Genomic DNA, 24,606 nt, shown 5'->3' on the forward strand with positions numbered 1-24,606 from the left:
CCCGCTCGTCACCTGCAGGCTGCGGCCCTTTTGTGGCTGGTCGCGCAGTCCCCGCGCCCCTTACGGGGCGCGTGGCCGCGGCCGCGGGCTTCCAGGGTGAGGGAGGCGGCCAGCAGGAGGGCGGCCAGGGCGAGGAAGCCCCAGGGCAGGTAGGTGGTCATCGTCAGCACGAGCTGCCGCTGGGAGGAGACCAGGTCCACCGTCGCGTCCTGGTAGTCGGGGCGGATCTTCACATGCCCGGCGAAGGCGGTGAGCGGCTTCTTGCCGGGCTTGTCCGTCCACCGCATCTCCTCCTTGTGGATCTCCTGGCCGTCCACGGGCGCTCCGGTGACCGGCTCCACCCAGAACATCCGTTTGGTGGTGTACCAGCGCTCCAGGCCGATCTGTTCGACGGTCTCGGGAGTGGCGCCCAGGGCCAGCTTCTTGGGGACCTTCACCTTGGTCCAGGGGATGGTCTGCTCGAAGTAGTAGGTCTCGATGCCGCGGACGGTGCGGGTGCCCTTGTAGTGGATGGGGGCCGAGGTGCGGGTCTGGAAGTCGAAGTACTCGTAGTCGCGCTTCTCGGTGAGGAACGGCCACTTGTACTCGATGCCCTGCCGGCGTACCGGGTCGCCGTCGACGTGTTCGCCGCCCGCGTGCACGGGCTCCTGGGAGTGGGCGTCGAAGACGTAGCGCTCGGGGATGCGCGAGACCAGCTTCCCCTTGTCGTCGGCCACATAGCTGAGCGTGTCCCAGACGACGACGTCGCGGCCTGTGCGCTCCTTGACCTTCTTCGCCGCCGCCACATTGCCCTTGAGGGTCTGCACGATGCTGACCTTGGGCACCTTCTTCGACTTCATGGTGGCGTAGTCGAGGAGGGTGGCGTTCTTCGCCTCGAGGACCATGTCCTGGTACTGGCTGGGCGGGATCTTCGCCAGCCGCGGGAACGCGTACCAGCGGATCAGGGGCGAGAGCGCGGCGAAGAACACCGCGAGGGCCAGGAGGATCAGGCTCGCTCTCCTGCGCATGCTGTCTCCTGCCGGCTGCTAGGGGTGCTCGGGGACGGTGGTGTGCAGGGGCTTCTTCGACGTCTCGCCGGGCGGGGCGCCGATCGCGGTGATCGCGAAGACGAGCGCGAGCGCGGCGGCCAGTCCGATCCCGGCGGCGATGAGAGCTCGCATGTGCTGCTTCACCCCCCTCTTGGGTGGCCGACACCGAGCACAGCTGACGCCTCGTCAGGTGCTGGGTACCGTAGCAACGCGAGCAGTTGATGGGAACCACGCGTCGAAGGGTTCGGCAGGCGTGACCGCATGTGGTCCGGCAGCCGTGACCGTACGGCGCCTCGGAAACGCCTTCGCCCCCGGCGCCGGTGGGGCGCCGGGGGCGAAGGGCTCTGCTGAGCGGCTGCGGCTCAGCCCTTGATGGTGAGCTTCACCTTCAGGGTGGCGCCGCCGTCGGCCTTCAGCGTCAGGGTGTAGGTGCCGGGCTGGTCGTCGGCAAAGATCTGGGGCAGCTTGACGACGCCCCTCTCGTCCGTCTTGAGCCCGGCGAGGCTGCGGACGGGCTTGCCTGCCGCGTCCTTGCGGAAGAACGGCCCCTTGGTGAGGTCGTCGAACGCCGCTGTCAGGGTCGTGTTGGCTACGGGCTTGCCCTTGCGGGTGGCCTTGACCTCGACTGCTTCCCCGAAGACACCGTTCTTCTGCGCCTCCAGCACCACGTCGCTGGTCCGCGCCAGCGAGTCCGCCTTCGGCGCGGTCACCGAAGCCCTGAAGTCGACGGTGCCCAGGTCCTTGCCCGGTGCCGTCGCGCGCACGGTGAAGGAGCCCGTCTTGCTGCCCGCGGCGAGGGCGGGCGCGGTGGCGACGCCGTCGGCGTTGGTGGTGACGGTCGCCTGCTTGGCACCGCCCTCGAACGTCGCGCCGGTGTTGCCGCGGATCTCGAAGCGGACCTTGACGCCCTTGACGCCCTTGCCCTTTGAGGTCTCGGCCTTGACCGCGGGACGTGCGGCGAACTTCTCGCCGGCGACCGCGGTGAAGTCCCTGGCGCCGGCCCGCTCGATGGAGCGCGGCTTCGTCGGCTCGGGGGTGGGGGTCTCGTGACCGCCGCCGCCCTCGTTGCCTCCGCCGGGATTGCCGGGCCTGTTCGGCTTGCCAGGCTTGCTGGGCTTGTTCGGCTTATTCGGCTTGCCCGGCTTGTGGGAGCCGCCCTTTCCGCCGCGCTCCGGCGAGCCCTTGTCCGAGCCGCCGCCGGGTTCGCCGAGGCCCGGCGCGGTGGGCAGCAGGGAGCCGCCGCCGTCCGGCACCGCGTGGGTGCCCTTGCGGTAGTACTCGAACCAGGCCAGCACGGTGCGCAGATAGTCGCTGGAGTTGTTGTAGCTGAGAATCGCCCGGTTCAGATCGGCGCCGCTCGACAGGTCACGGCCGGACGCGCACAGATAGTCGCCCGCTGCGACCGCGGCGTCGTAGACGTTGTTGGGGTCCTTGCGGCCGTCGCCGCTGCCGTCGGCGCCCCAGCGGCTCCAGGTGGAGGGGATGAACTGCATGGGCCCGACCGCGCGGTCGTAGCTGGAGTCGCTGTCCCACTGGCCGCCGTCGGTGTCCTTGATGTTGGCGAAGCCCTCGCCGTTGAGCACCGGACCGAGGATGGGGCGCAGCGTCGTACCGTCCTTGTCGACGGCGCCGCCGCGGGCGTGCCCCGACTCGACCTTGCCGATGCCCGCGAGGAGCTCCCAACGCAGCCCGCAGCCGGGCGTACGGGAGGCGAGCGACTTGGCGGCCTTCTTGTACGCGGCCAGCACCGAAGCCGGTATGCCGGACTTGTCGCCCGAGCCGCCGGGTTCGGAAGCGCCGGGCGGGTGCGGGGACTCCAGCGGCGGCAGCTCCGTCTCGAAGCTGTCGTCGCCAGGCGTACGGTCACCCGCGGTCCCGGAACGCCCCTTGTCGTGATCGCCGCCGAGTTCCACACCGGGCGCCTGGGAGGCGGTCAGCGCCGCCATGACGACGGCCGCGATCGCGGTACCGCCCAGTCCCCTGCGGTATCTGGTGCTGCGAAGCCCGCTGCGACGTCGGTGCCCCGCCGCTGTGGTGGCCGCCCGCTGCGCGGCGTGCCTGCCCCGGTTTCGCGCCATAGGTCAGTCCCCGTCCTCTCCCCTTCGGACGCAATCACCGTGACCTTACGGCAGAGCCGGGCCACAAGTCAGCGGCCATCGGCCACTTCTGGCGCTTCTGACCCGCTTTCGCAGCCGGTTTTCCCGGTGTTTGCCCCGTTGTTTCCCCATCGTTCCCTGAATGAACGCCCCTTGGAACGCCCCCCGGACCCAGCCCGGCCCCGTATGCAATCCGCGGCCGGATGCAGCCCGCCGCCGGTGCCGAGCGTCCCCCGTCCGTCAGGACCGCTCTGTGTCCGGACGTTCCCACCCGGGGGACGCTCGACTCCGCCCGGGCGGTTTCAGTGCGCCGCGGACTCCCAGTCCAGGCCGACACCGACGGACACGTCCAGCGGTGCCCGCAGTGAGACGGCCGTGGACATCTCGGAGCGGACCAACTTCTCCACCTCCTCGCGCTCCCCCGGCGCGATCTCCAGCACGATCTCGTCGTGCACCTGGAGCAGCATCCGGGAGCGCAGCCGAGCCGCCCGCAGTGCCGCGTCGACCTTGAGCATGGCGACCTTGACGATGTCGGCAGCCGTGCCCTGGATCGGCGCGTTGAGCGCCATCCGCTCGGCCATCTCGCGGCGCTGCCGGTGGTCGCTGGTGAGGTCGGGAAGATAGCGGCGGCGGCCCATGATGGTGTGGGTGTAGCCGGTGGCGCGGGCCTCCTCGACGGTGCGGTGCAGATAGTCCCGCACCCCGCCGAAGCGCTCGAAGTAGGTGTCCATCAGCTTCCGCGCCTCGTCGGGCGTGATGCCGAGCTGCTGCGAGAGCCCGAAGGCGGACAGCCCGTACGCCAGGCCGTAGGACATCGCCTTGATCTTGCGGCGCATATCGGCGTCGACAGCCGACTTCTTGACGCTGAAGACCTGCGCCGCGACTGTGTCGTGCAGATCCTCGCCGGAGGTGAACGCCTCGATCAGGCCCTCGTCCTCCGACAGATGCGCCATCACCCGCAGCTCGATCTGGCTGTAGTCGGCCGTCATCAGCGACTCGAAGCCCTCACCGACGCGGAAGCCGCGGCGGATGGCGCGGCCCTCGTCCGTACGGATCGGGATGTTCTGCAAGTTCGGGTCCGTGGACGAGAGCCGGCCGGTGGCGGCCACCGTCTGGTTGAACGTGGTGTGGATACGGCCGTCGGGCGCGATGGTCTTGATCAGGCCCTCGACCGTGGTGCGCAGCTTCTGCTGCTCGCGGTAGCGCAGCATGATCACCGGCAGTTCGTGCTCGGTCTGGGCCGCCAGCCAGGCCAGCGCGTCCGCGTCCGTGGTGTAACCCGTCTTCGTCTTCTTCGTCTTGGGCAGGCCCAGCTCGCCGAAGAGGACTTCCTGGAGCTGCTTGGGCGAGCCCAGGTTGAACTCGTGGCCCACCGAGGCGTGTGCCTCGCTGACCGCCTGCTGCACCGCGTCGGCGAACTGCTGCTCGAGGCCGGTGAACCACTCCCGGTTCGCCGCGATACCGGCGCGCTCCATCCGGGCCAGCACCTCGGACGTCGGCAGCTCCAGCTCGCGCAGCAGATCGGCGGCGCCCACCTGCTCCAGCCGCTCCTCGAAGGCACTGCCCAGATCCAGAACGGTGCGGGCCTTGATCATCAGGGCCTGTGCCTCGGCCTGCTCGTCCACCCCGAGCGCCAGCTGTCCGTCGGCCTCGGCCGTGGGGCCCAGCTCGCGGCCGAGATACTCCACCGACAGCGCGTCCAGCGCGAAGGAGCGGCGGCCCGGCTTGTCCAGGTAGGCGGCGAGCGCGGTGTCCATCCATACGCCGTCCACCTGCCAGCCGTGGTCGGCGAAGACCCGCATCAGCGCCTTCGCGTCGTGCATGACTTTGCGACGGTCGGCGTCGGCGAGCCAGGCGGCGAACGCCTGCTCGTCGCCCTCGGTGAGCTCGGCCGGGTCGAACCAGACGGCCGGGCCGGCGCCGGTGGCCAGCGCGATCTCGCTGACGCTGCCGCTGCCCTGCTTCCACACGTCGACCGTGGACACACCGAGTGTGGCGGCGCCGTGCCGCTCCAGCCAGGGGGCGACCTCGTCGGCCTCCGCGACGGTGCCGTCCACCTCGATGCCCTCCGCCGCGGCGGGCTCCTCCTCCTCGGCGATCACGCCCGGGTCGGCGGCGAAGAGGCGGTCGCGGAAGTTCTGGTGGCGGAACTCCAGGGTGTCCAGGATGACGGCGAGCGCGTCCCGGTCGTACGGAGCGCGCACCAGGTCCTCGGGGCGGTCGGGCAGCGCCACGTCGCGGACCAGCTCGGTCAGCCGGCGGTTGAGCAGGACGGACTCCAGGTGGGCGCGGAGGTTGTCGCCCGCCTTGCCCTTGACCTCGTCCACCCGCTCGGCCAGCTCGGCGAGGGAGCCGAACTGGTTGATCCACTTGGTGGCCGTCTTCTCGCCGACGCCGGGGATGCCCGGGAGGTTGTCCGACGGGTCGCCGCGCAGCGCGGCGAAGTCCGGGTACTGGTCGGGGGACAGGCCGTACTTCTCCTGCACCTTCTCCGGTGTGTAGCGCGTCAGCTCGGAGACGCCCTTGGTCGGGTACAGCACAGTGACGTTGTCGCTGACGAGCTGGAAGGTGTCCCGGTCGCCGGTGACGATCGACACCTGGAAGCCCTCGGCCTCGGCCTGGGTGGCGAGCGTGGCGATCACATCGTCCGCCTCATAGCCGTCGATCGCGTAGCGGCGCACCCGCATGGCGTCGAGCAGCTCGCCGATCAGCTCGACCTGGCCCTTGAACTCGTCCGGGCTCTTGGATCTGTTCGCCTTGTAGTCCGCGAACTGCTCGGAGCGCCAGGTCTTGCGGGAGACGTCGAAGGCGACGGCGAAGTGGGTGGGGGCCTCGTCGCGCAGGGTGTTCGCCAGCATCGACGTGAAGCCGTAGATCGCGTTGGTGGGCTGGCCCGTGGTGGTGTTGAAGTTCTCCGCCGGGAGGGCGAAGAACGCCCGATATGCGAGGGAGTGCCCGTCCATGAGCATCAGGCGAGGCTGCGCCTCGCCGCTGCCCTTTGCTCCGGGGGTTGCCTTTGGTGCCGTCTTCGATGCTGCCTTCTTAGCCACGTGCCGATCCTCGCATGCGGGTCTGACAATGGCGGGACACGTCGGTGTGTGGCTGGGCCTCGCTGCCCTGTGCGGGCCGGTGGGTGGTCTTTGCCCACCCTGCTCCCCCAAGCTCTTCGAGCAGGGGGTACCCCCAGGGGCACCTCCCGGCCGGAGTCCCCCAGCCTCCGGCCGGGGGGTGCCCCCAGGGGAGCAGACTGCCCAAAGACCACTGAGCACCGACTGCCCACAGTCGCTGATCAGTGGCACCATCAGGTGCTATGACGCGGAAGCCGCCCTCCAGTGACCCCGTTCAGGACTCCCCCCAGGTGGAGGCGCCGAAGCATGCCGCTGCCGGGTTGTCCGCCGTCGCGCACTCGCTGCGGATGGCGCGGCAGCAGATGGGGGTGAAGCGGACCGCCCTGACGCTGCTGCGCGTCAACCAGAAGGACGGCTTCGACTGTCCGGGCTGTGCGTGGCCCGAGGGTGACAAGCGGCATGCGGCGGAGTTCTGCGAGAACGGGGCCAAGGCGGTCGCCGAGGAGGCCACCACGCGCCGGGTCACCCGGGACTTCTTCGCCGCGCACCCGGTGGCCGACCTCGCCGGGCGGTCCGGGTACTGGCTGGGGCAGCAGGGGCGGCTGACCGAGCCGATGTATCTGCCCGAGGGCGGCGAGCGGTACGAGCCGATCGGCTGGGACGCCGCCTTCGCGCTGATCGCCGAGGAGCTGAAGGCCCTCGCCTCACCCGATGAGGCGGTCTTCTACACCTCGGGCCGTACCAGCAACGAAGCCGCCTTCCTCTACCAGCTCTTCGCCCGCGAGTTCGGCACCAACAACCTGCCGGACTGCTCCAACATGTGCCACGAGTCGTCCGGCTCCGCACTGACCGAGACGCTCGGCGTCGGCAAGGGCAGCGTGCTGCTGGAGGACCTGTACAAGGCCGACCTGATCATCGTCGCCGGGCAGAACCCGGGCACCAACCATCCGCGGATGCTCTCCGCGCTGGAGAAGGCCAAGGCGGGCGGCACGAAGATCATCACCGTCAACCCGCTGCCCGAGGCCGGGATGGAGCGGTTCAAGAACCCGCAGACCCCCAAGGGGCTGGCCGCTGGCGGTACCCCGCTGACCGATCTGTTCCTCCAGATCCGGCTCGGCGGCGACCAGGCGCTCTTCCGGGAGCTGAACCGCCTGATCCTGGAGCGGGGCGGCGTCGACGAGGATTTCGTACGGGAGTACACGCACGGCTTCGAGGAGTTCGCCGCGGCCGCGGGCGCGAGCGGAGGGGACGGGACACGGGAGGCGACCGGGCTGTCGCGCGCCGAGATCGAGCGTGCCCTGGAGATGGTGCTGGCCTCCCGCCGCACCGTGGTGTGCTGGGCGATGGGACTCACCCAGCACAAGCACGCGGTGCCCACCATCCGTGAGGTGGTCAACTTCCTGCTGCTGCGCGGCAACATCGGCCGCCCCGGCGCCGGGGTGTGTCCGGTGCGCGGGCACAGCAATGTGCAGGGCGACCGCACGATGGGCATCTTCGAGCGGCCCGCGCCCGCCTTCCTGGACGCGCTGGAGCAGGAGTTCGGCTTCGCCCCGCCGCGCGAGCACGGATACGACGTCGTACGGGCCATCCGCGCGATGCGCGACGGGCAGGTGAAGGTGTTCTTCGCGATGGGCGGCAACTTCGTGGCCGCCTCGCCCGACACCGAGGTGACCGAGGCGGCGATGCGCCGGGCCCGGCTGACCGTGCATGTCTCCACGAAGCTGAACCGCTCGCACTGTGTGACCGGCGCCCGGGCGCTGATCCTGCCGACGCTGGGCCGCACCGAGCGGGACACCCGGCGCGGCGGGGACCAGTTCGTCACCGTCGAGGACTCCATGGGCATGGTCCACGCCTCGCGGGGACGGCTGGCACCGGCCAGTGAGCAGCTGCTGTCGGAGCCCGCGATCGTCGCCCGGCTGGCGCGTGCGGTGCTGGGCGAGTCGTCCGCGACCCCCTGGGAGGAGTTCGAGGGCGACTACGGGCTGATCCGCGACCGCATCGCCCGCGTGGTGCCCGGCTTCGAGGACTTCAACGCCAAGGTGGCCCGCCCCGGGGGCTTCACACTGCCGCACGCACCGCGGGACGAGCGGCGCTTCCCGACCGCGACGGGGAAGGCGAACTTCACGGCGGCGCCGGTGGAGTACCCGCGGGTGCCGCAGGGCCGGCTGCTGCTGCAGACCCTGCGCTCGCACGACCAGTACAACACCACCGTCTACGGGCTCGACGACCGCTACCGGGGCATCAGGAACGGCCGCCGTGTGGTGCTCGTACACCCCGAGGACGCGGCGGCCCACGGGCTCGCGGACGGTTCGTACGCCGATCTCACCAGCGAGTGGAGCGACGGGCGGGAGCGGGTGGCGCGCGGGTTCCGCGTCGTCCACTACCCGACGGCGCGCGGGTGCGCCGCCGCGTACTACCCGGAGACAAATGTGCTGGTCCCGCTCGATGCGACGGCGGACACGAGCAACACCCCCGCCAGCAAGTCCATCGTGATCAGGCTCACTCCGTCAGCCGCCGAGTGACGGCTGTACGGGCTTAAGCTCGGATCCGGCCGGTTGGACAGCGCGGATCGGAGCAGCGGCGCATGGGCGAGCAGCAGACCACCACCAAGTTCCCCCAGGAAATCCTGGACCAGTGGGCGGGGTCGGGGGTGGACCTGCCCGCGCTGTTCTCGGCCGGGAAGCTGGGCGAGCGGATGGGCCTGGAGATCCTGGAGGCCGCGCCCGAGCGGGTGGTGGGCACCCTGCCGGTCGAGGGCAACACCCAGCCCTACGGCCTGCTGCACGGTGGCGCCTCCGCCGTGCTCGCGGAGACGCTGGGATCGGTGGGCGCCATGCTGCACGGCGGCCCCGGCCGGGCCGCCGTGGGAGTGGACCTCAACTGCACCCATCACCGCGGCCCCCGCTCCGGCCTGGTGACCGGCGTCGCCACCCCGGTGCACCAGGGGCGGACGATGACCAGCTACGAGGTCGTCATCACCGACGAGGAGGGCCGCCGGGTGTGTACGGCCCGGCTGACCTGTCTGCTGCGCAACGCATAGGGGTTGCGCCACCACCGGCTCCTCCCGCAATCTTCGGGGCCGGGAGGTGCCCCCAACCCTCCCCGTTGTGGCGTGCGCCGTTGCGGCGGAACGAGTGGGGGAGGACATGGCCGACGTACTCACCGGTGGTGGCGGTGACGGCCCCCGGCTCTCCGAGCGCTGGGAAGCGCTGCCCCGGCACGTCCGGTACCTGATCATCACCCTCGCCCTCAGCCTCCTCCTCGCCGGTGCGGCAGTCTGCCTACTCCTCGCCGGCCCCGGGGAGACCGCTCCCCCGTCCCGCACGGAACGGCACAAAGTGCCGTATCCGGTGCACAGCACCCGGATCAGTTTCGTCCGGATCACCGATGTGGACGCGGAGAAGCGGACGTTCCGGGTCGAGTTGCGGGCAGTCACCAAGGATCCGGTGCTGGTGCGGCGGGTGACCCAGGAGTACGAGGCGCTGACGATGAAGCTCTCCCCCGCGCGGGCCGTGACGGTGCAGCCCGGGCAGGCCGAGCCGGTGTGGGTGAAGGCGCGGGTCACCTCCTGCGGGCAGCTGCCGGTACAGGCACGGCTCCCTTTCCTCGACGTTACGTTGCGTAACGCGCGAGCGTCGCAAGATCTCAGCTTCATCCCCGGGGACCGCTACGCCCGGGCACTCACCCGCGCGTTCCGTACGGTATGCGGACCCTCTTCCGGGCCCTGACCGGCGACCCGTTGAGCCAACTGCGGCTTCGGGGCGGGAAACGTGTCCGGCATCTCCCCGTCATATCGGGCGCGCCGGGAAGAACCGACTGCCGGGCTGTTGGTTCCGTGACGGTCATAACAAGAGAGTCACATCCTGGATCCGACCTCTGCCCGACCGCACGGCAGCGGCCATAGAGTCACCGCCAGTCACCGCGCCGCCGGGCGCGCACGACAAAGCTCCGTTCTGTACCACACGTACGGCCCGGCGCGCGATACGGCCTCACTCCTTGGGGGCCGCGCCTTGGGGAAAGGACTGATCGTGCGTCATCGTTCCTTGCTCATACTCACCACCACCGTGACGGTGGGAGCCCTCACCCTGTCGGCGTGCGGCTCGCGCGACGGCAAGAGCGGCGGCGGTGACAGCGGTGATAAGACCACCGTCGTCATCGGCGTCGACGCCCCGCTCACCGGCGATCTGTCGGCACTGGGCCAGGGCATCAAGAATTCCAGCGAGCTCGCCGTCAAGACGGCCAACAAGAACAACGAGGTCAAGGGCGTCACCTTCAAGCTGGAGTCGCTGGACGACCAGGGCCAGGCGGGCACCGGCCAGCAGAACGCCACCAAGCTGGTGGGCAACGAGCAGGTCGTCGGCGTCGTCGGCCCCCTCAACTCGCACGTCGGCCAGTCCATGCAGAAGGTCTTCGGCAACGCCAACCTGGTGCAGATCTCCCCCGCCAACACGGCCCCCGAGCTCACCCAGGGACCCAACTGGCAGAAGGGTGAGAAGAAGCGGCTGTTCAACACCTACTTCCGCACCTCCACCACCGACGCCGTACAGGGCCCGTACGCCGCCCAGTACCTGTTCAACAAGCGGAAGTTCAAGAAGGCGTACATCATCGACGACAAGAAGACCTACGGCGCGGGGCTGGCCGGCACCTTCACCGACGAGTTCAAGAAACTCGGCGGCAAGGTCGTGGGCACCGACCACATCAACCCCGACGACCGCGACTTCTCCGCCGTCGGCACCAAGGTCGCCAAGTCCAAGGCCGACTTCGTCTACTACGGCGGCGAGTACCCGGCGGGCGCCCCGCTCAGCGCACAGATCAGCAAAGCCGGCTCCAAGGCCCTGGTCGTCGGCGGTGACGCGCTCTACAGCGAGGAGTACATCAAGCTCGGCAAGAAGAACGTCGAGGGCGACCTCGCCACCTCCGTCGGCGCCCCGCTGGAGACCCTCGACACCGCCAAGACGTTCATGAAGGACTACAAGGCGGCCGGCTACAAGCTCCCCTACGAGGCGTACGGCGGCTACTCGTACGACAGCACCTGGGCGATCATCCAGGCCGTCAAGGCGGTCGTGGAGAAGAACGACGGCAAGCTGCCCGACAACATGGACGACACCCGCAAACAGGTCACCGAAGCCGTGCAGGACGTCAAGTTCAAGGGCGTCACCGGCGACGTCGCCTTCGACAAGTACGGCGACACCACCAACAAGCAGCTGTCCGTCTACGAGGTCAAGGACGGCAAGCACAAGCCCGTGAAGACCGGCACCTTCAAGGAAAGCTGATCCGGACCCACGCCCCAGTCTGAACCTCACAGCCGCGCGGGGGCGCCGAACGCGCCCCCGCGCAGCCGTATCTGACACACCCCAAGGAGTCCCGGTGCAAGATCTGCCGGATCAGCTGGCGAACGGACTCGCACTCGGCGCGTTGTACGGCCTCATCGCGATCGGGTACACGATGGTCTACGGCATCGTCCAGCTCATCAACTTCGCCCACGGCGAAATCTTCATGATCGGCGGCTTCGGCGCGCTGACCGCCTACCTGTGGCTGCCCGACGGCACCGGCTTGGCCGTCGCCCTCCCCCTGATGATCCTGCTCGGCGTCGTATGCGCCGTACTCGTCGCCATCGGCGCCGAACGCTTCGCGTACCGGCCGCTGCGCGGCGGGCCCAGGCTCTCCCCGCTGATCACCGCGATCGGACTGTCCCTCGCGCTCCAGCAGGCCGTCTGGGCCTTCTACCCCGACGCGAAGAAGGCCCGCCCCTTCCCGCAGATCGGCGGCAGCGACTTCGACCTCGGCTTCGTCACCGTCTCCCGCGAAGACCTGTTCATCTTCATCTCCGCCCCCGTGTGCATGGTCGCCCTCGGCCTGTTCGTCGCCAAGACCCGCACCGGACGCGCCATGCAGGCCACCTCGCAGGACCCCGACACCGCCAAACTGATGGGCGTCAACACCGACCGCATCATCGTCATGGCCTTCGCCATCGGCGCCGCGTTCGCCGCCATCGCCGCCATCGCGCAGGGCTTCAAAACCGGCGAGGTCAACTTCAGGATGGGCTTCATCGCCGGGCTCAAGGCATTCACCGCAGCCGTACTCGGCGGCATCGGCAACATCTACGGCGCCATGGTCGGCGGCCTCGTCCTCGGCGTCGCCGAAGCCATGGCCACCGCCTACATCGGCGACATCCCCGGGCTCGAACAGTTCGGCGGCGGCTCGTGGAAGGACGTATGGGCGTTCGTCCTGCTCATCCTCGTCCTTCTCATACGGCCCCAAGGAATACTCGGCGAACGCCTCGCGGATCGGGCGTGATACCCATGACGACTCAGCACACCACCACGAAGGCCACCGACGAAGCGGCCACCACAGGAGAGCACACCTCCCCCGCCGGCCCCCCGCCACTCCCCCTCAGCAGCGACCCGCAGGCCGGGACCAAGCTGGGCCGGATCCTCGTCGGCACCGGAGCCGTCATCTCCTTCGTGAGCACCATGCTCCCCTGGACCTGGACCTCCGAGTTCCCCGGCGACCTGACCATCGCCATGTACCCGGCGGGCCTCCAACTCCTCACCCTCGTCGCAGCCGTCCTCACCGCGGCCATGCTGCTCGCCACCGCAGGCGTCCCCGGACTGCGCTGGCTCACCCCCGGCGGCAAGCACAGCGCACTGCTGCTGCTCACCCTGGCCAACCTCGCCGCCACCTGGTACACCGCCGCAGCCATCGCCGTCGAACTCGGCGGCCTCATCCACCTCGAACCCGGCATGTGGATCGGCGTCGCCGGCACCCTGCTGGCCGTCATCGGCGCCCTCGCCCTCCCCGCCGACCTGCCCTGGGAACCCGGCACCGGCGAGCAGCGGCCAGGACCCTGGAAGCGGCTCGTCCACGCCTTCAAAGCACCCGCACCCGGCACGGCCGCACCCATCCCCGGCTGGGCCGAGATCCTGGTGATCTGCGCCGCCTGCGCCGTCGGACTCTACGTCTTCGCCTACGGCATCGAAGCCGAGGACGGGCCGCCCTTCATCGGCTTCCTCGTACTGGCCGCGTTCGCCTTCCCCGCACTCGGCAGGGCCGGACTCCCCCGGCGGCTGTCCGTACTGGCCGGAAAGAACCGCACCACCACCCTGGCCGCCGCCTTCGTCGCCGCACTGCTCTTCCCGATCACCCAGAGCAACGAGGCCTACACCAACATCGCCGTCAGCGTGCTGATCTTCGCGACCGTCGCGCTCGGCCTCAACATGGTCGTCGGCCTCGCCGGCATCCTCGACCTCGGATACGTCGCCTTCCTCGGCGTCGGCGCCTACACCGCAGCGCTCGTCTCCGGAGCCGAGACCTCCTCGGTCGGCATCCATGTGCCGTTCTGGGCCGCCGTACTCATCGGCGCCGCCGTCGCCCTCGTCTTCGGGCTCGTCATCGGCTTCCCCTCACTACGGCTGCACGGCGACTACCTCGCCATCGTCACCCTCGGCTTCGGAGAGATCTTCCGCATCTCCGTACAGAACCTCGACGGCGACTCAGGACCCAACGTCACCAACGGGCCCAACGGCATCCCCAACATCCCCGACCTGGAAATCTTCGGCTTCAACCTCGGCGAGACCCACACCGTCCTCGGCTTCGAACTCGGCCGCTTCGCCAACTACTACCTGCTGATGCTCGTCTTCACCGCGATCGTCGTCACCGTCTTCCGGCGCTCCGACAACTCCCGCATCGGCCGCGCCTGGATCGCCATCCGCGAGGACGAGGTCGCCGCCCGCGCCATGGGCGTCAACGCCTTCCGGCTCAAACTGATGGCCTTCGCCCTCGGCGCCACCCTCGCCGGCATGGCGGGCACCGTACTCGCCCACGTCGAGTTCTCCGTCACCCCCGAGTCATACAAATTCGTACACACCGCGCCACCCAACTCCGCGTTCCTCCTCATCGCCGTCATCCTCGGCGGCATGGGCACCGTCAGCGGCCCGCTCATCGGCGCCGCGCTGCTCTACCTCATCCCGGCCAAGCTCCAGTTCATGGCCGACTACCAACTGCTGCTCTTCGGTATCGCGCTCATCCTGCTGATGCGCTTCAGGCCCGAGGGCCTCATCGCCGACCGCCGCAAACAGCTCGAATTCCGTGAAACGGGACAACTCGATGTCCCCGCGGCAGCAATCCCCGGCCTCGGCAAGACGGAGGCGTGAGACGAGATGACGACCACCACCACACCCGCCGACACGCCCGCACCCGGCTCAGCCCCGGGCGACGTCGTACTCGACGCCTCCGGCGTCACCATGCGCTTCGGCGGCCTCACCGCCGTACGCAACGTGAACCTCGACGTACGCGCCGGAGAAATCGTCGGCCTCATCGGACCCAACGGCGCCGGCAAAACCACCTTCTTCAACTGCCTCACCGGCCTCTACATCCCCACCGAAGGAACAGTCCGCTACAAAGGCACCGTCCTGCCCCACCGCTCCCACCTCGTCACCCAGGCAGGCATCGCCCGCACCTTCCAGAACATCCGGCTGTTCGCCAACATGACCGTCCTGGAAAACGTCCTCGTCGGCCGCCACACCCGCACCCACGAAGGCCTCTTCTCCGCCCTCGTCCGCGGCCCCGGCTTCCGCCGCGCCGAACAGGAATCCGAAGAACGCGCCATGGAACTACTGCGCTTCACCGGACTCGAAGCCAAACGCGAACACCTCGCACGCAACCTCCCCTACGGAGAACAACGCAAGCTGGAAATCGCCCGCGCCCTCGCCAGCGAACCCGGACTGCTGCTCCTCGACGAACCCACCGCCGGCATGACCGCCGGCGAGACCACCGCCACCCGCGAACTCGTCCTCGCCATCCGCGAACAAGGCACCGCCGTACTCGTCATCGAGCACGACATGCGGTTCATCTTCAACCTCTGCGACCGGGTCGCCGTCCTCGTCCAAGGCGAAAAACTCGTCGAAGGCACCCCCGAAACCGTGCAACGCGACGAACGCGTCATCGCCGCCTACCTCGGCACCCCCTTCGAAGGCGAACCAGGCGAAGCCGAAGCAGCCGAAGTACAGGCCGCCGAAGCCGAAGTACGAGCCGCCGAAGCCGCCGGCCCAGCAGCACCCGGGAACCGGGCCGGGACCGACGCACAAGACGGGAAGCAGGAAGGGAAAACGGACTAATGGCCCTGCTCGAAGTCGAGGACCTGCGCGTCGCCTACGGAAAGATCGAAGCCGTCAAAGGCATCTCCTTCACCGTCGACGCCGGCGAAGTCGTCACCCTCATCGGCACCAACGGCGCCGGAAAAACCACCACCCTGCGCACCCTCTCCGGCCTGCTCAAACCCGTCACCGGGAAGATCACCTTCGAGGGCGAGATACTCAACGGCGTCGGCGCCCACAAGATCGTCTCCATGGGCCTCGCCCACTCCCCCGAAGGCCGCCGCATCTTCCCCCGACTCAGCATCGAGGAAAACCTCCAGCTCGGCGCCTTCCTCCGCAAAGACACCGACAGCGTCACCAAAGACATCTCCAGCGCCTACGAACGCTTCCCCATCCTCGGCGAACGCCGCCGCCAAGCCGCCGGCACCCTCTCCGGCGGAGAGCAGCAGATGCTCGCCATGGCCCGCGCACTCATGTCCCGCCCCAAACTGCTGATGCTCGACGAACCCTCCATGGGCCTCTCACCGATCATGATGCAGAAGATCATGTCGACCATCAGCGAACTCAAGGAACAAGGAACGACGATCCTCCTCGTCGAACAGAACGCCCAGGCAGCACTCTCCCTGGCCGACCACGGCCACGTCATGGAGACCGGCACCATCACCCTCTCGGGCACCGGCGAAGAACTCATGCACGACGAATCAGTACGCAAGGCATACCTCGGGGAAGACTGAAGAAGCACACCAACGGAGGGGGCGCCCCGGAATCTCCCGGGGCGCCCCCTCCGTCTGCTGCTGCTCCGCCGCCCGACTACTGCTGCTTCTTGCGCTCCTCGGCGTCGGCGATGACCGCCTCCGCCACTTGCTGCATCGACAGCCGACGATCCATCGACGTCTTCTGAATCCACCGGAACGCAGCCGGCTCGGACAGCCCGTACTGCGTCTGCAGCACACTCTTGGCCCGGTCCACCAGCTTCCGCGTCTCCAGCCGCTGGGAGAGGTCCGCGACCTCCTTCTCCAGCGCCTTCAACTCCGTGAACCGGGAAACCGCCATCTCGATGGCCGGCACCACATCCGTCTTGCTGAACGGCTTCACCAGATAGGCCATCGCCCCGGCATCCCGCGCCCGCTCGACCAGCTCCCGCTGGGAGAACGCGGTCAACATCAGCACCGGGGCGATGCTCTCCTCGGCGATCTTCTCCGCCGCGGAGATGCCATCGAGCACCGGCATCTTCACATCGAGAATGCACAGGTCAGGACGGTGCTCGCGGGCCAGCTCCACCGCCCGTTGGCCATCGCCGGCCTCACCGACGACGGTGTAGCCCTCCTCCTCCAGCATCTCCTTGAGATCCATCCGGATCAGCGCCTCGTCCTCCGCGATCACGACCCGGGTCGTCGCCGGAGGTACATGCGCACTACCGTCCGTCGAGGCTTCCGCCTCGACGGACTCTGCACTCTGGGCACTCTCAGGCTCGGGGAAGTCCGCCGCGCTCACTTGGCTCCTCGTTTCCGCACAGGTGGGAGCTTCGAGCCTACCCAGGTCCTGTAGAGTAGGGGCACAGCGGGTGGCCGCAAGCCTTCGTTTCGAAGAGCCCCGGTAATCCAATTGGTAGAGATGATGGATTCAAAACCCATACAGTGTCGGTTCGAGTCCGACCCGGGGCACTCCACCTTCGTTTCCAAGGTGGCAAGCGGAAACGGCTGATTCCGCTCAATCGTGTTAACGGAGCCCCTTTCGCCCTCCCGTGTCGTACGGATCAGCGAATGCTGCTCGCATGTACGACCTCGATACGAGGAAACGCGCTCTCACACTCGTCGCGCAGGGCCGCAGCCTCAACTCCGTGAGTAAGCAGACCGGCATCTCGCGGTGGTGTCTTCGCGCATGGCAGCAGAGGCTCCAGCCGAGCCGCCGATGCGCCACCACATGTGAGCGGTGCTCCTCTCCTCCCCGACCGCCGGCGGATCTCGCTGCTTACAGCTATCTGCTGGGTCTCTACCTGGGCGACGGCTGTATCAGTGCGCTGGCCCGCACGCACATGCTTCGGGTCGCGTGCGCGGACGCCTGGCCCGGACTCATCGCCGCCTGCGAGCAGGCGATGCGTCTGGTTCGACCAGAGAACAAGGTCTTCCGCGTCCAGCGCGTCGGCTGCGTCAATGTGACTGCCTACTCCAACCACTGGCCCTGCCTCTTCCCCCAGCACGGCCCCGGCAAGAAACATGAGCGCCACATAGCGTTGGAGCCATGGCAGCAGGAGATCGTCGACGCGTACCCCTGGGAGCTGATCCGCGGGCTCGTGCACTCCGACGGCTGCCGGATCACCAACTGGACCACGCGCATGGTCGGCGGGCAGCGGAAGCGGTATGAGTATCCGCGCTACTTCTTCGCCAACAAGTCCGCCGACATCCTGAACCTTTACTGCCGCACCCTTGACCAGGTCGGCGTCGAGTGGAAGGTCACCAGACGCGGCACGGTGCCTTACAACATCTCCGTCGCCCGCCGGGCCTCCGTGGAGCTGATGGATGTGCATGTCGGCGCGAAGCACTGAGGTGCCTCCGGCGGTGCCCCTGGTGTCGGTTGCAGGCTGCGGGTTGATTGGGGCGAGTCGCGCAGTTCCCCGCGCCCCTTACGGGGCCCGCGGCTGCTGCCGCGACAGCGGTTTCGGTGCGTGGTCCGCACGGGTGCGGCACTATGGCGCGCATGGTCGTGTTGACGCGTGCGGAAGCGCAGGGGCGGGCTCGGGTTGTGGCGGTGCGGCAGTATGCCGTGGATCTTGATCTGACGCGGGGGGAGGACGTGTTCGGGTCCACGACGGTGGTGCGGTTCGCCGCGCTGGAGTCGGGGGTGAACACCTTTGTGGAGGTGCGGCCGAGGGAGCTGGTGCGGGCCGAGCTCGACGGGGTGGCGATCGATCCGGAGGAGTTGCGTGAGGGGCGGCTGCCGCTGCGCGGGCTGGCGGCCGGGGAGCACGAGTTGCGGGTCGAGGCGCTGATGCCGTACTCGCGGCTGGGTGAGGGGATGCACCGCTTCACGGATCCGGAGGACGGCTGTGTGTATGTGTATACGCAGTGCTGTGTGGCTGATGCGCCGTTGGTGTTCGCCTGTTTCGATCAGCCGGATCTGAAGGCGGAGTTCCGGGTGTCGGTGACGGCGCCCGAGGAGTGGACGGTGCTGGGGAACGGGGTTGCCGCGCGCAGTGGCGGGGGCGGGCGGTGGGAGTGTGCGCCGACGCCGCCGATCAGTACGTATCTGATGGCGGTGGTGGCGGGTCCGTTCCATTCGGTGCGTACCGAGCATGCGGGGTTGCCGTTCGGGCTGCATGTGCGCAGGTCGCTGGGTGCGTATCTGGAGGCGGACGCGGCGGAGTTGCTGGAGGTGACGCGGCGCTGTTTCGACCGTTATCACGAGATCTTCGACGAGCCGTATCCGTTCGACTCCTACGATCAGGCGTTTGTGCCGGAGTTCAATTCGGGGGCGATGGAGAATCCGGGTCTGGTGACGTTCCGGGATGAGTTCGTCTTCCGTTCGGCGGTCACGGACACCGAGCGGCAGACGCGGGCGATGGTGATCGCGCATGAGATGGCGCACATGTGGTTCGGCGATCTTGTGACGCTGTGCTGGTGGGACGACATCTGGCTGAACGAGTCGTTCGCGGAGTACATGGGCTATCAGGTGCTGAGTGAGGCGACGCACTTCACGGACACCTGGACGGATTTCGCGGTGGAGCGGAAGTGCTGGGGGTACGACGCGGACGAGCGGCCGTCGACGCATCCGGTGGCGCCGGATGCGGACGGGGTGCCTGATACGGCGGCGGCGCGGGGTAATTTCGATGGGATCTCGTATGCGAAGGGGGCTTCGGCGCTGCGGCAGTTGGTGGTGTGGCTGGGTGAGAAGAGCTTCCTGGCGGGCATCAACGGGCATTTCGCTCGGCATCGGTTCGGGAATGCGACGCTGGCGGATTTCCTCGATTCGCTGGCGCGGGCGTCGGATCGGGATGTGCGTGGCTGGGCGGAGAGCTGGCTGCGGACCACGGGTGTGGACATGTTGGTGCCGCGGGTGGGTGAGTCGGAGGCTCGGCAGTGGTATGTGGATGTGGAGCACCGTGGCGATCGTCCGCACCGGTTGGCGGTGGGGCTGTATGACAGGGCTCCGGCGGATGCTTCGCGGCTGATGTTGCGGGAGCGGCTGGAGCGGGATGTGCCGCCGGGTGGCGGTCGGCTGACGGTGACGCTGGATGGGCCGCGTCCGGATCTGGTGCTGGTCAATGATCTGGACTGGACGTATGCGAAGGTGCGGCTGGATCCGGTGTCGTGGGGCACGGTGCGTGCGTCGTTGTCGGGGTTGCCGGGGCAGTTGTCGCGTGCGGTGGTGTGGAACGCGGCTCGCGACATGGTGCGGGAGGCGGAGCTGGAGCCGTTGGAGTTCGTGCGTACGGCGCGGGCGCATCTGCCGTATGAGACGGATAACGCGGTGGTGCAGGGGGTGTTGGCGTTCGCGCGGGTGCATGCGGCCGACCGCTATCTGGTGGGTGCGGAGCGTATGGAGGCGCTGGAGCTGCTGGGTGGGGTGTGTCGCGAGTTGCTGGAGAGTGGTGCCGGGGGTGTTGCGGCTGCCGGTGGTTCGGGGGTGCGGCTGACGGCTGCGCGGTATTTCATCGACTGTGCGACCGATCCGGCGGAGTTGCTGGCGTGGCGGTCGGCGGGTGAGGTGCCGGGTGGTGGTCCGGTGCTGGACGCGGAGTTGCGCTGGCGGTTGTTGTTGCGGCTGTCGGTGCTGGGTGCGGTGGACGCGGCGGACATCGACGAGGCCCGTGCGGGTGATCCGAGTGCGCGGGGTGAGGAGGCGGCTGCGCGGTGCAGGGCCGCGCTGCCGAGCGCGGCGGGCAAGGAGGCTGCGTGGGAGGCGATGTTCGGTCCTGCGGACGCGCTGTCGAACTATTTGTTCGTGGCCACCGCGCAGGGTTTTTGGCAGCCGGAGCAGTCGGAGTTGCTGGGCGGTTATGTGGAGCGGTTCTTCAGCGATGTGGTGCCGCTTGCGGCGCGTCGGGGGCCCGCGCTGGCGGAGGCGGCTGGGCGGTATGCGTTTCCTGCGGCGTTCGTCGACGAGCGGACGCTGACCCTCGGCGAGGCGTGCCTGTCCTCCGCCGGCCCGGTTCCTGCCCTGCGGCGCCATCTGGAGGACCAATTGGATGATTTGCGGCGGGCGTTGGGAGTGCGTACGGCGGTGTCGTGAGGCGTCGCGCACCAGGGCGCCCCTGTTGTTCCGGTAAGGGGGTGCCCCTGGCCGACGCTCGCGGGCTGCGGGTGCGTTGTGGCTGGGCGCGCAGTTCCCCGCGCCCCTTGCGGGGCGCGGGCGGGCCCTCTTATCAGATGCGCCGCGTGGGTCCTGACGGATCTACCTCCTTCGGGCGAAGTAGCGCGGAGATCGCCGGGTGGCGCGGTGTACGACACATAAGTTAGGGCGCCCTAACCAACCGTGTATGAGAGAGCCGCCATGTCTGCGTTCACCGTCGATGGCTTGCAGGATGCCGCCCCGCGCCCACGTGGGAGGGCGGATCCGGAGGATCGGATGCTCGCGGGCGGGGCAGTTGGCCCGGCCGCGCTGCGCCCGCTGCTCGGCACGGTGGTGGGGGCGTTGTCGCGGGGTGCGGTGGAGCGTGGGGGGCCGCTGCCGCGGGGTGGTCCCGAGGCGGTCGCCGCGCAGGTGCGGGAGGCGGTCGGCGCGGTGCTGCCGGAAGAGGGCAGGGGTGCCATGGAGGCGCTGGACGTGCTGGTCGGTGCGGTGGCGCGGGGGGCGGCCGATCCGGCGGATCCGCTGTGTGCGGCGCATCTGCACTGTCCCCCGCTGGCGGTGGCGGCTGCCGCCGATGTGGCGGCCAGTGCGCTGAATCCGTCGATGGATTCGTGGGACCAGGCACCGGCCGCCTCGGAGTTGGAGGTACTGGTGTGCCGGGCGCTGGCGCGGCTGGTGTTCCCCGGGTCGGACGGGGCGGATTCGGCTGCGGGTCCGGACGCCCTGGTGACGACTGGCGGTACGGAGGCGAACCAGTTGGGGCTGCTGCTGGCGCGCGAGCAGGCCCGGCGGGTCGCGGGTGGCGGCCCGGCGCGGTTGGTGTGCGGCGCGAACGCGCATCACAGCGTGCACCGTGCGGCGTGGCTGCTGGGGATGGAGGCGCCGCTGGTGGTGCCGGCTCCGCGTGGGGTGCTGGATCCGGTGGCGCTGGAGTCGGCGCTGGGTGTCCTGGCGCGGGCCGGCGCGGGGGCGGGGGCTCCGGTGCTGGTGGTGGCGACGGCCGGCACGACGGACACGGGCGCGATCGACCCGCTGCCCCGGATCGCCGAGGTGGCGCGCCGCCATGGCGCCCGGCTGCATGTGGACGCGGCGTACGGCGGACCGCTGCTGTTCGGTGCGGGGCTGCGGGACCGGGTCGCGGGCTTGGAGCGCGCGGACAGTGTGACGTTCGATCTGCACAAGCTGGGGTGGCAGCCGGTGGCGGCCGGTTTTCTGGCCGTACCGGACAGGACCGTACTGCGGGTGCTCGATCACCGCGCGGACTATCTCAACGCTGACGACGACACCGAGGCGGGCCTGCCCGATCTGCTGGGGCGGTCGCTGCGGACGACGCGGCGGCCGGATGTGCTGAAGGTGGCGGTGACGCTGCGGGCGTTGGGGCGGGCGGGGATGGCCCGGCTGGTGGAGCGCACGTGCGCGGCGGCGGTTGAGCTGGCGGACCGTCTGGCGCGGGACGAGCGGTTCGAGCTGTATGCGCGCCCGGCGGTCTCCACGGTGGTGTTCCGCCCGGCGGGCGGGGACGACGCGGTGGTGGCGCGGGTGCGGCGGCGGTTGCTGGAGCGTGGGCAGGCGGTGCTGGGCCGGGCGGCGCTGGACGGCCGGCTGTGGTGGAAGGTGACGCTGCTGAACCCTGCGGTGCGGGGCAGCGATCTGGCCGCGTTGGTCGAGCTCGTGGCGGAGGCGGAGGATTCGGCGTGCGAGGGAGCGGACGCGTGACGGAAATCGAGGAGGGCCGGGCGGCGGCCGAGGGCGCGGTGGAGCCGCTGGATCTGGTGGGGGTCGGGATCGGTCCGTTCAATCTCTCGCTGGCGGCGCTGGGCGACGGGCTGCCGGGGCTGCGGTGCGCGTTCTACGAGCAGCGGTCGGCGTTCCGCTGGCATCCGGGGCTGCTGATCGAGGGGGCGACGCTTCAGGTGCCGTTCCTGGCGGATCTGGTGACGCTGGCGGATCCGGCGAGCCCTTGGTCGTTTCTGCGGTTCCTGCGGGAGCGGCAGCGGCTGTTCCCGTTCTATTTCGCGGAGCGGTTCCATATCGAGCGGGCCGAGTACGACGCGTACTGCCGGTGGGTGAGCGAGTCGGTGCCGGGGCTGTATTTCGGTCGCCAGGTGGACGCGGTGCGCTGGAATGCCGAACGGGAGCTGTTCGAGGTCGACTTCACGCAGCTGGGCGCGTACGGGGAGGCGGAGGCGCTGGGGAGGTCGTACGCGCGGAACGTGGTGCTGGGGATCGGTACGGCTCCGCATGTGCCGCAGGCGTTGCGGCCGTTGGCTCAGGCGCCGTCGGTGCCGGTGTACCACTCCGCGGAGTATCTGGAGCACCGTGAGGAGCTGCTGGCGGCCGGGCATGTGACGGTCGTCGGGTCGGGCCAGTCGGGCGCCGAGGTGTTTCTGGATCTGCTGCGCAGGCGCCCGCTGGGGCGGGAGCGGCTGCACTGGCTGACGCGCAGCGCGGCGTTCGCGCCGATGGAGTACAGCAAGCTGGGCCTGGAGCATTTCACGCCGGACTACACCCGTTACTTCCACGGCCTCTCCGAGCGGGTGCGCGACGGGCTGCTGCCCCGGCAGTGGCAGCTGCACAAGGCGGTGGACGCGGAGACGCTGGCGGCTGTGCACGACGAGCTGTACCGCAGGATGCTGCTGCTGGACAGCGGCGCGGGCCACGACGAGAGTGGCGGGGATGGCGGTGGCAGCGGTGAAGGGGACGGCCGTGGCCGTGCCGGGAGCTGGCCGGACGCGGTGCTCACGCCCGGGGTGCGGGTGCGGACGGCCGGGCGGGGCGGCGGCTCCCAGCTGGAGCTGCATCTGGAGCATCCGGAGCAGCAGGAGCGGAGTGTGCTGACGACGGACGCGGTGGTGCTTGCCACGGGGTACGCCGAGCGCCCGGCGGAGGGGATGCTGGCGGCGCTGGACCCGTATCTGCGGCGGGACGGTTCGGGCCGTCCGCTGGTGGACGAGGAGTACCGGCTGGTGCTGGATCCGGCGGTCACCGGTTCGGTGTTCGTGCAGAACGCGGAGCGGCACACGCATGGGGTGGGTGCCCCGGATCTGGGGCTGGCGGCGCACCGTAGCGCGGTGATCCTCAACGCGGTGACGGGCCGGGAGAGTTATCCGCTGCCGCAGCGTGCGGCCTTCACCCGCTTCGGGCTGCGGGAGCAGCAGGCGGGCGCCTCAGCTGCGGGAAGGTCTGCCACAGTTGGCGTATGACACAGATACCCGAAGACGAGCCGCTGTCCGTCGCCCCGCCGTCGAACGGTTCCGGTGCGATGCCGTACGGCACTCCTGACGCGCCGCGGGTGGCGGTGCGTGGGGAGGCGAGCCTGGAGTTCGATCCGGAGTACGCGCGGATCGGCATCTCGGTGTCGGCGCGGGGTGCCGACCGGCGGGCCGCGCTGGAGGATCTGACGCAGCGGAACGCGCGTGCGCTGGAGTTGGTCAAGAGCTACGGCGACGCCGTGGAGAAGCTGTCGACGGGGACGTTCAGCGTGCAGCCGCAGTTGCGGGACGGCAAGCGGGAGCGGGTGTACGCCTACGACGGGCGGGTGCGGCTGAATGCCACCATCACGGATTTCACGGTGCTGGGCGAGTTGACGACGCGGCTGGCCGATCTGGAGCTGACGGAGGTCCAGGGGCCGTGGTGGGGGCTGTGGCGGAACTCGACGGCGCACCGTACGGCCCGGCAGCAGGCGGTTCGGGAGGCGGTGAAGCGGGCCCGGGAGTATGCGGAGGCGCTGGGTTCGCGGCTGGTGGCGTTGGTCGAGCTGGCGGATCTGGGTGCCGAGAACAGTGCTCCGCCGCCGTATCCGGCGGCGCCCGGCGGGCTGGCCGGGTACGGCAGGGCGGCCGGGCCGCCGCCGGCGCTGGATCTGGAGCCGCAGCGGCAGACGGTGTCCGCGCAGGTGAACGCGCGCTTTGTGATGAGTCCGCCGCAGCTCGGCTGAGGTCCGAGGAGGGTGCGAGAGGCGCTCGGCTGTTCCGTCTCGGTACTTGAGACGGAACAGCCCTGTGGATGCTCATCCGAGCAAATGGGCGCC

The 24,606-nt window shown here is 69.3% G+C and carries 18 protein-coding genes and 1 tRNA gene; 14 read left to right on the forward strand and 5 right to left on the reverse strand.

Translation table 11 applies throughout. The features are described from left to right. Window positions 1–8: 8 nt before the first annotated feature. The 4 genes from ACQEU8_RS26185 to polA all read right to left on the reverse strand — a co-directional run bounded on the left by ACQEU8_RS26185 (window position 9) and on the right by polA (window position 6,093). Window positions 9–1,007 (reverse strand): DUF3068 domain-containing protein, encoded by a 999-nt coding sequence (locus ACQEU8_RS26185; protein WP_433105209.1) that lies wholly within the window; start codon window positions 1,005–1,007, stop codon window positions 9–11. 18 nt (window positions 1,008–1,025) lie between these two features. After that, window positions 1,026–1,160: an SPW_0924 family protein gene (locus tag ACQEU8_RS26190; RefSeq protein ID WP_433105211.1), complete on the reverse strand. Its 135-nt coding sequence runs from the start codon at window positions 1,158–1,160 to the stop codon at window positions 1,026–1,028. A 230-nt stretch (window positions 1,161–1,390) separates the two neighbouring features. After that, entirely contained in the window at window positions 1,391–3,106 is a 1,716-nt protein-coding gene (locus ACQEU8_RS26195; RefSeq protein ID WP_433105213.1) for a lytic murein transglycosylase, read from the reverse strand. 320 nt (window positions 3,107–3,426) lie between these two features. After that, on the reverse strand, window positions 3,427–6,093 hold the full coding sequence (gene polA / locus ACQEU8_RS26200; RefSeq protein ID WP_433108722.1) for a DNA polymerase I: 2,667 nt from the start codon (window positions 6,091–6,093) through the stop codon (window positions 3,427–3,429). A gap of 341 nt (window positions 6,094–6,434) precedes the next feature. On the opposite strand from polA, the gene ACQEU8_RS26205 reads away from it, so the two are divergent. The 8 genes from ACQEU8_RS26205 to ACQEU8_RS26240 all read left to right on the forward strand — a co-directional run bounded on the left by ACQEU8_RS26205 (window position 6,435) and on the right by ACQEU8_RS26240 (window position 16,021). After that, window positions 6,435–8,714, forward strand: a complete 2,280-nt coding sequence (locus ACQEU8_RS26205) for an FdhF/YdeP family oxidoreductase (RefSeq protein ID WP_433105215.1) — start codon at window positions 6,435–6,437, stop codon at window positions 8,712–8,714. A gap of 62 nt (window positions 8,715–8,776) precedes the next feature. Next, complete coding sequence (locus ACQEU8_RS26210; protein WP_433105217.1) at window positions 8,777–9,232, forward strand: PaaI family thioesterase; 456 nt, start codon at window positions 8,777–8,779, stop codon at window positions 9,230–9,232. A gap of 106 nt (window positions 9,233–9,338) precedes the next feature. Then, complete coding sequence (locus ACQEU8_RS26215) at window positions 9,339–9,920, forward strand: hypothetical protein (RefSeq protein WP_433105219.1); 582 nt, start codon at window positions 9,339–9,341, stop codon at window positions 9,918–9,920. 300 nt (window positions 9,921–10,220) lie between these two features. After that, window positions 10,221–11,465 (forward strand): branched-chain amino acid ABC transporter substrate-binding protein, encoded by a 1,245-nt coding sequence (locus ACQEU8_RS26220; RefSeq protein ID WP_433105221.1) that lies wholly within the window; start codon window positions 10,221–10,223, stop codon window positions 11,463–11,465. Window positions 11,466–11,559: 94 nt separating this feature from the next. Further along, window positions 11,560–12,489, forward strand: a complete 930-nt coding sequence (locus ACQEU8_RS26225; RefSeq protein WP_433105223.1) for a branched-chain amino acid ABC transporter permease — start codon at window positions 11,560–11,562, stop codon at window positions 12,487–12,489. Between the two features lie 5 nt (window positions 12,490–12,494). Further along, window positions 12,495–14,345: a branched-chain amino acid ABC transporter permease gene (locus ACQEU8_RS26230; RefSeq protein ID WP_433105225.1), complete on the forward strand. Its 1,851-nt coding sequence runs from the start codon at window positions 12,495–12,497 to the stop codon at window positions 14,343–14,345. 6 nt (window positions 14,346–14,351) lie between these two features. After that, a complete protein-coding gene (locus ACQEU8_RS26235) occupies window positions 14,352–15,308 on the forward strand; it encodes an ABC transporter ATP-binding protein (RefSeq protein ID WP_433105227.1) in 957 nt (318 codons plus the stop codon). Further along, window positions 15,308–16,021: an ABC transporter ATP-binding protein gene (locus ACQEU8_RS26240; RefSeq protein WP_433105229.1), complete on the forward strand. Its 714-nt coding sequence runs from the start codon at window positions 15,308–15,310 to the stop codon at window positions 16,019–16,021. The genes ACQEU8_RS26235 and ACQEU8_RS26240 overlap by 1 nt, the downstream gene beginning before the upstream one ends. Window positions 16,022–16,097: 76 nt before the next feature. On the opposite strand, the gene ACQEU8_RS26245 is transcribed toward ACQEU8_RS26240, so the two are convergent. Then, entirely contained in the window at window positions 16,098–16,781 is a 684-nt protein-coding gene (locus ACQEU8_RS26245) for an ANTAR domain-containing response regulator (RefSeq protein WP_433105231.1), read from the reverse strand. 96 nt (window positions 16,782–16,877) lie between these two features. Between ACQEU8_RS26245 and ACQEU8_RS26250 the strand changes: the two genes are divergently transcribed. The 6 genes from ACQEU8_RS26250 to ACQEU8_RS26275 all read left to right on the forward strand — a co-directional run bounded on the left by ACQEU8_RS26250 (window position 16,878) and on the right by ACQEU8_RS26275 (window position 24,513). After that, window positions 16,878–16,951: transfer RNA gene (locus ACQEU8_RS26250), tRNA-Leu, on the forward strand. Between the two features lie 110 nt (window positions 16,952–17,061). Next, the gene (locus ACQEU8_RS26255; protein ID WP_433105233.1) at window positions 17,062–17,832 is read left to right on the forward strand and encodes a transcriptional regulator; all 771 of its coding nucleotides are present in this window, start codon (window positions 17,062–17,064) and stop codon (window positions 17,830–17,832) included. Window positions 17,833–17,984: 152 nt separating this feature from the next. After that, the gene (gene pepN, locus ACQEU8_RS26260; RefSeq protein ID WP_433105235.1) at window positions 17,985–20,516 is read left to right on the forward strand and encodes an aminopeptidase N; all 2,532 of its coding nucleotides are present in this window, start codon (window positions 17,985–17,987) and stop codon (window positions 20,514–20,516) included. A gap of 336 nt (window positions 20,517–20,852) precedes the next feature. Next, on the forward strand, window positions 20,853–22,292 hold the full coding sequence (locus ACQEU8_RS26265; protein WP_433105237.1) for a pyridoxal phosphate-dependent decarboxylase family protein: 1,440 nt from the start codon (window positions 20,853–20,855) through the stop codon (window positions 22,290–22,292). Beyond that, window positions 22,289–23,779 (forward strand): lysine N(6)-hydroxylase/L-ornithine N(5)-oxygenase family protein, encoded by a 1,491-nt coding sequence (locus tag ACQEU8_RS26270; protein ID WP_433105239.1) that lies wholly within the window; start codon window positions 22,289–22,291, stop codon window positions 23,777–23,779. Before ACQEU8_RS26265 ends, ACQEU8_RS26270 begins: the two co-directional genes overlap by 4 nt. Next, window positions 23,776–24,513: an SIMPL domain-containing protein gene (locus ACQEU8_RS26275; protein ID WP_433105241.1), complete on the forward strand. Its 738-nt coding sequence runs from the start codon at window positions 23,776–23,778 to the stop codon at window positions 24,511–24,513. Before ACQEU8_RS26270 ends, ACQEU8_RS26275 begins: the two co-directional genes overlap by 4 nt. Window positions 24,514–24,606 lie beyond the last annotated feature (93 nt).

This window comes from Streptomyces sp. CA-250714, assembly GCF_050936705.1.
Lineage (GTDB): Bacteria > Actinomycetota > Actinomycetes > Streptomycetales > Streptomycetaceae > Streptomyces.

Excerpts from the sequence above, each read along its gene's own strand:
- ACQEU8_RS26240 (WP_433105229.1), top strand. The coding sequence starts at position 15,308 with ATGGCCCTGCTCGAAGTCGAGGACCTGCGCGTCGCCTACGGAAAGATC.
- ACQEU8_RS26195 (WP_433105213.1), bottom strand. The coding sequence starts at position 3,106 with ATGGCGCGAAACCGGGGCAGGCACGCCGCGCAGCGGGCGGCCACCACA.
- ACQEU8_RS26275 (WP_433105241.1), top strand. The coding sequence starts at position 23,776 with ATGACACAGATACCCGAAGACGAGCCGCTGTCCGTCGCCCCGCCGTCG.
- ACQEU8_RS26230 (WP_433105225.1), top strand. The coding sequence starts at position 12,495 with ATGACGACTCAGCACACCACCACGAAGGCCACCGACGAAGCGGCCACC.
- ACQEU8_RS26205 (WP_433105215.1), top strand. The coding sequence starts at position 6,435 with ATGACGCGGAAGCCGCCCTCCAGTGACCCCGTTCAGGACTCCCCCCAG.
- ACQEU8_RS26215 (WP_433105219.1), top strand. The coding sequence starts at position 9,339 with ATGGCCGACGTACTCACCGGTGGTGGCGGTGACGGCCCCCGGCTCTCC.
- ACQEU8_RS26185 (WP_433105209.1), bottom strand. The coding sequence starts at position 1,007 with ATGCGCAGGAGAGCGAGCCTGATCCTCCTGGCCCTCGCGGTGTTCTTC.
- ACQEU8_RS26265 (WP_433105237.1), top strand. The coding sequence starts at position 20,853 with ATGCTCGCGGGCGGGGCAGTTGGCCCGGCCGCGCTGCGCCCGCTGCTC.
- ACQEU8_RS26235 (WP_433105227.1), top strand. The coding sequence starts at position 14,352 with ATGACGACCACCACCACACCCGCCGACACGCCCGCACCCGGCTCAGCC.
- polA (WP_433108722.1), bottom strand. The coding sequence starts at position 6,093 with ATGCTCATGGACGGGCACTCCCTCGCATATCGGGCGTTCTTCGCCCTC.
- ACQEU8_RS26190 (WP_433105211.1), bottom strand. The coding sequence starts at position 1,160 with ATGCGAGCTCTCATCGCCGCCGGGATCGGACTGGCCGCCGCGCTCGCG.
- pepN (WP_433105235.1), top strand. The coding sequence starts at position 17,985 with ATGGTCGTGTTGACGCGTGCGGAAGCGCAGGGGCGGGCTCGGGTTGTG.
- ACQEU8_RS26255 (WP_433105233.1), top strand. The coding sequence starts at position 17,062 with ATGTACGACCTCGATACGAGGAAACGCGCTCTCACACTCGTCGCGCAG.
- ACQEU8_RS26210 (WP_433105217.1), top strand. The coding sequence starts at position 8,777 with ATGGGCGAGCAGCAGACCACCACCAAGTTCCCCCAGGAAATCCTGGAC.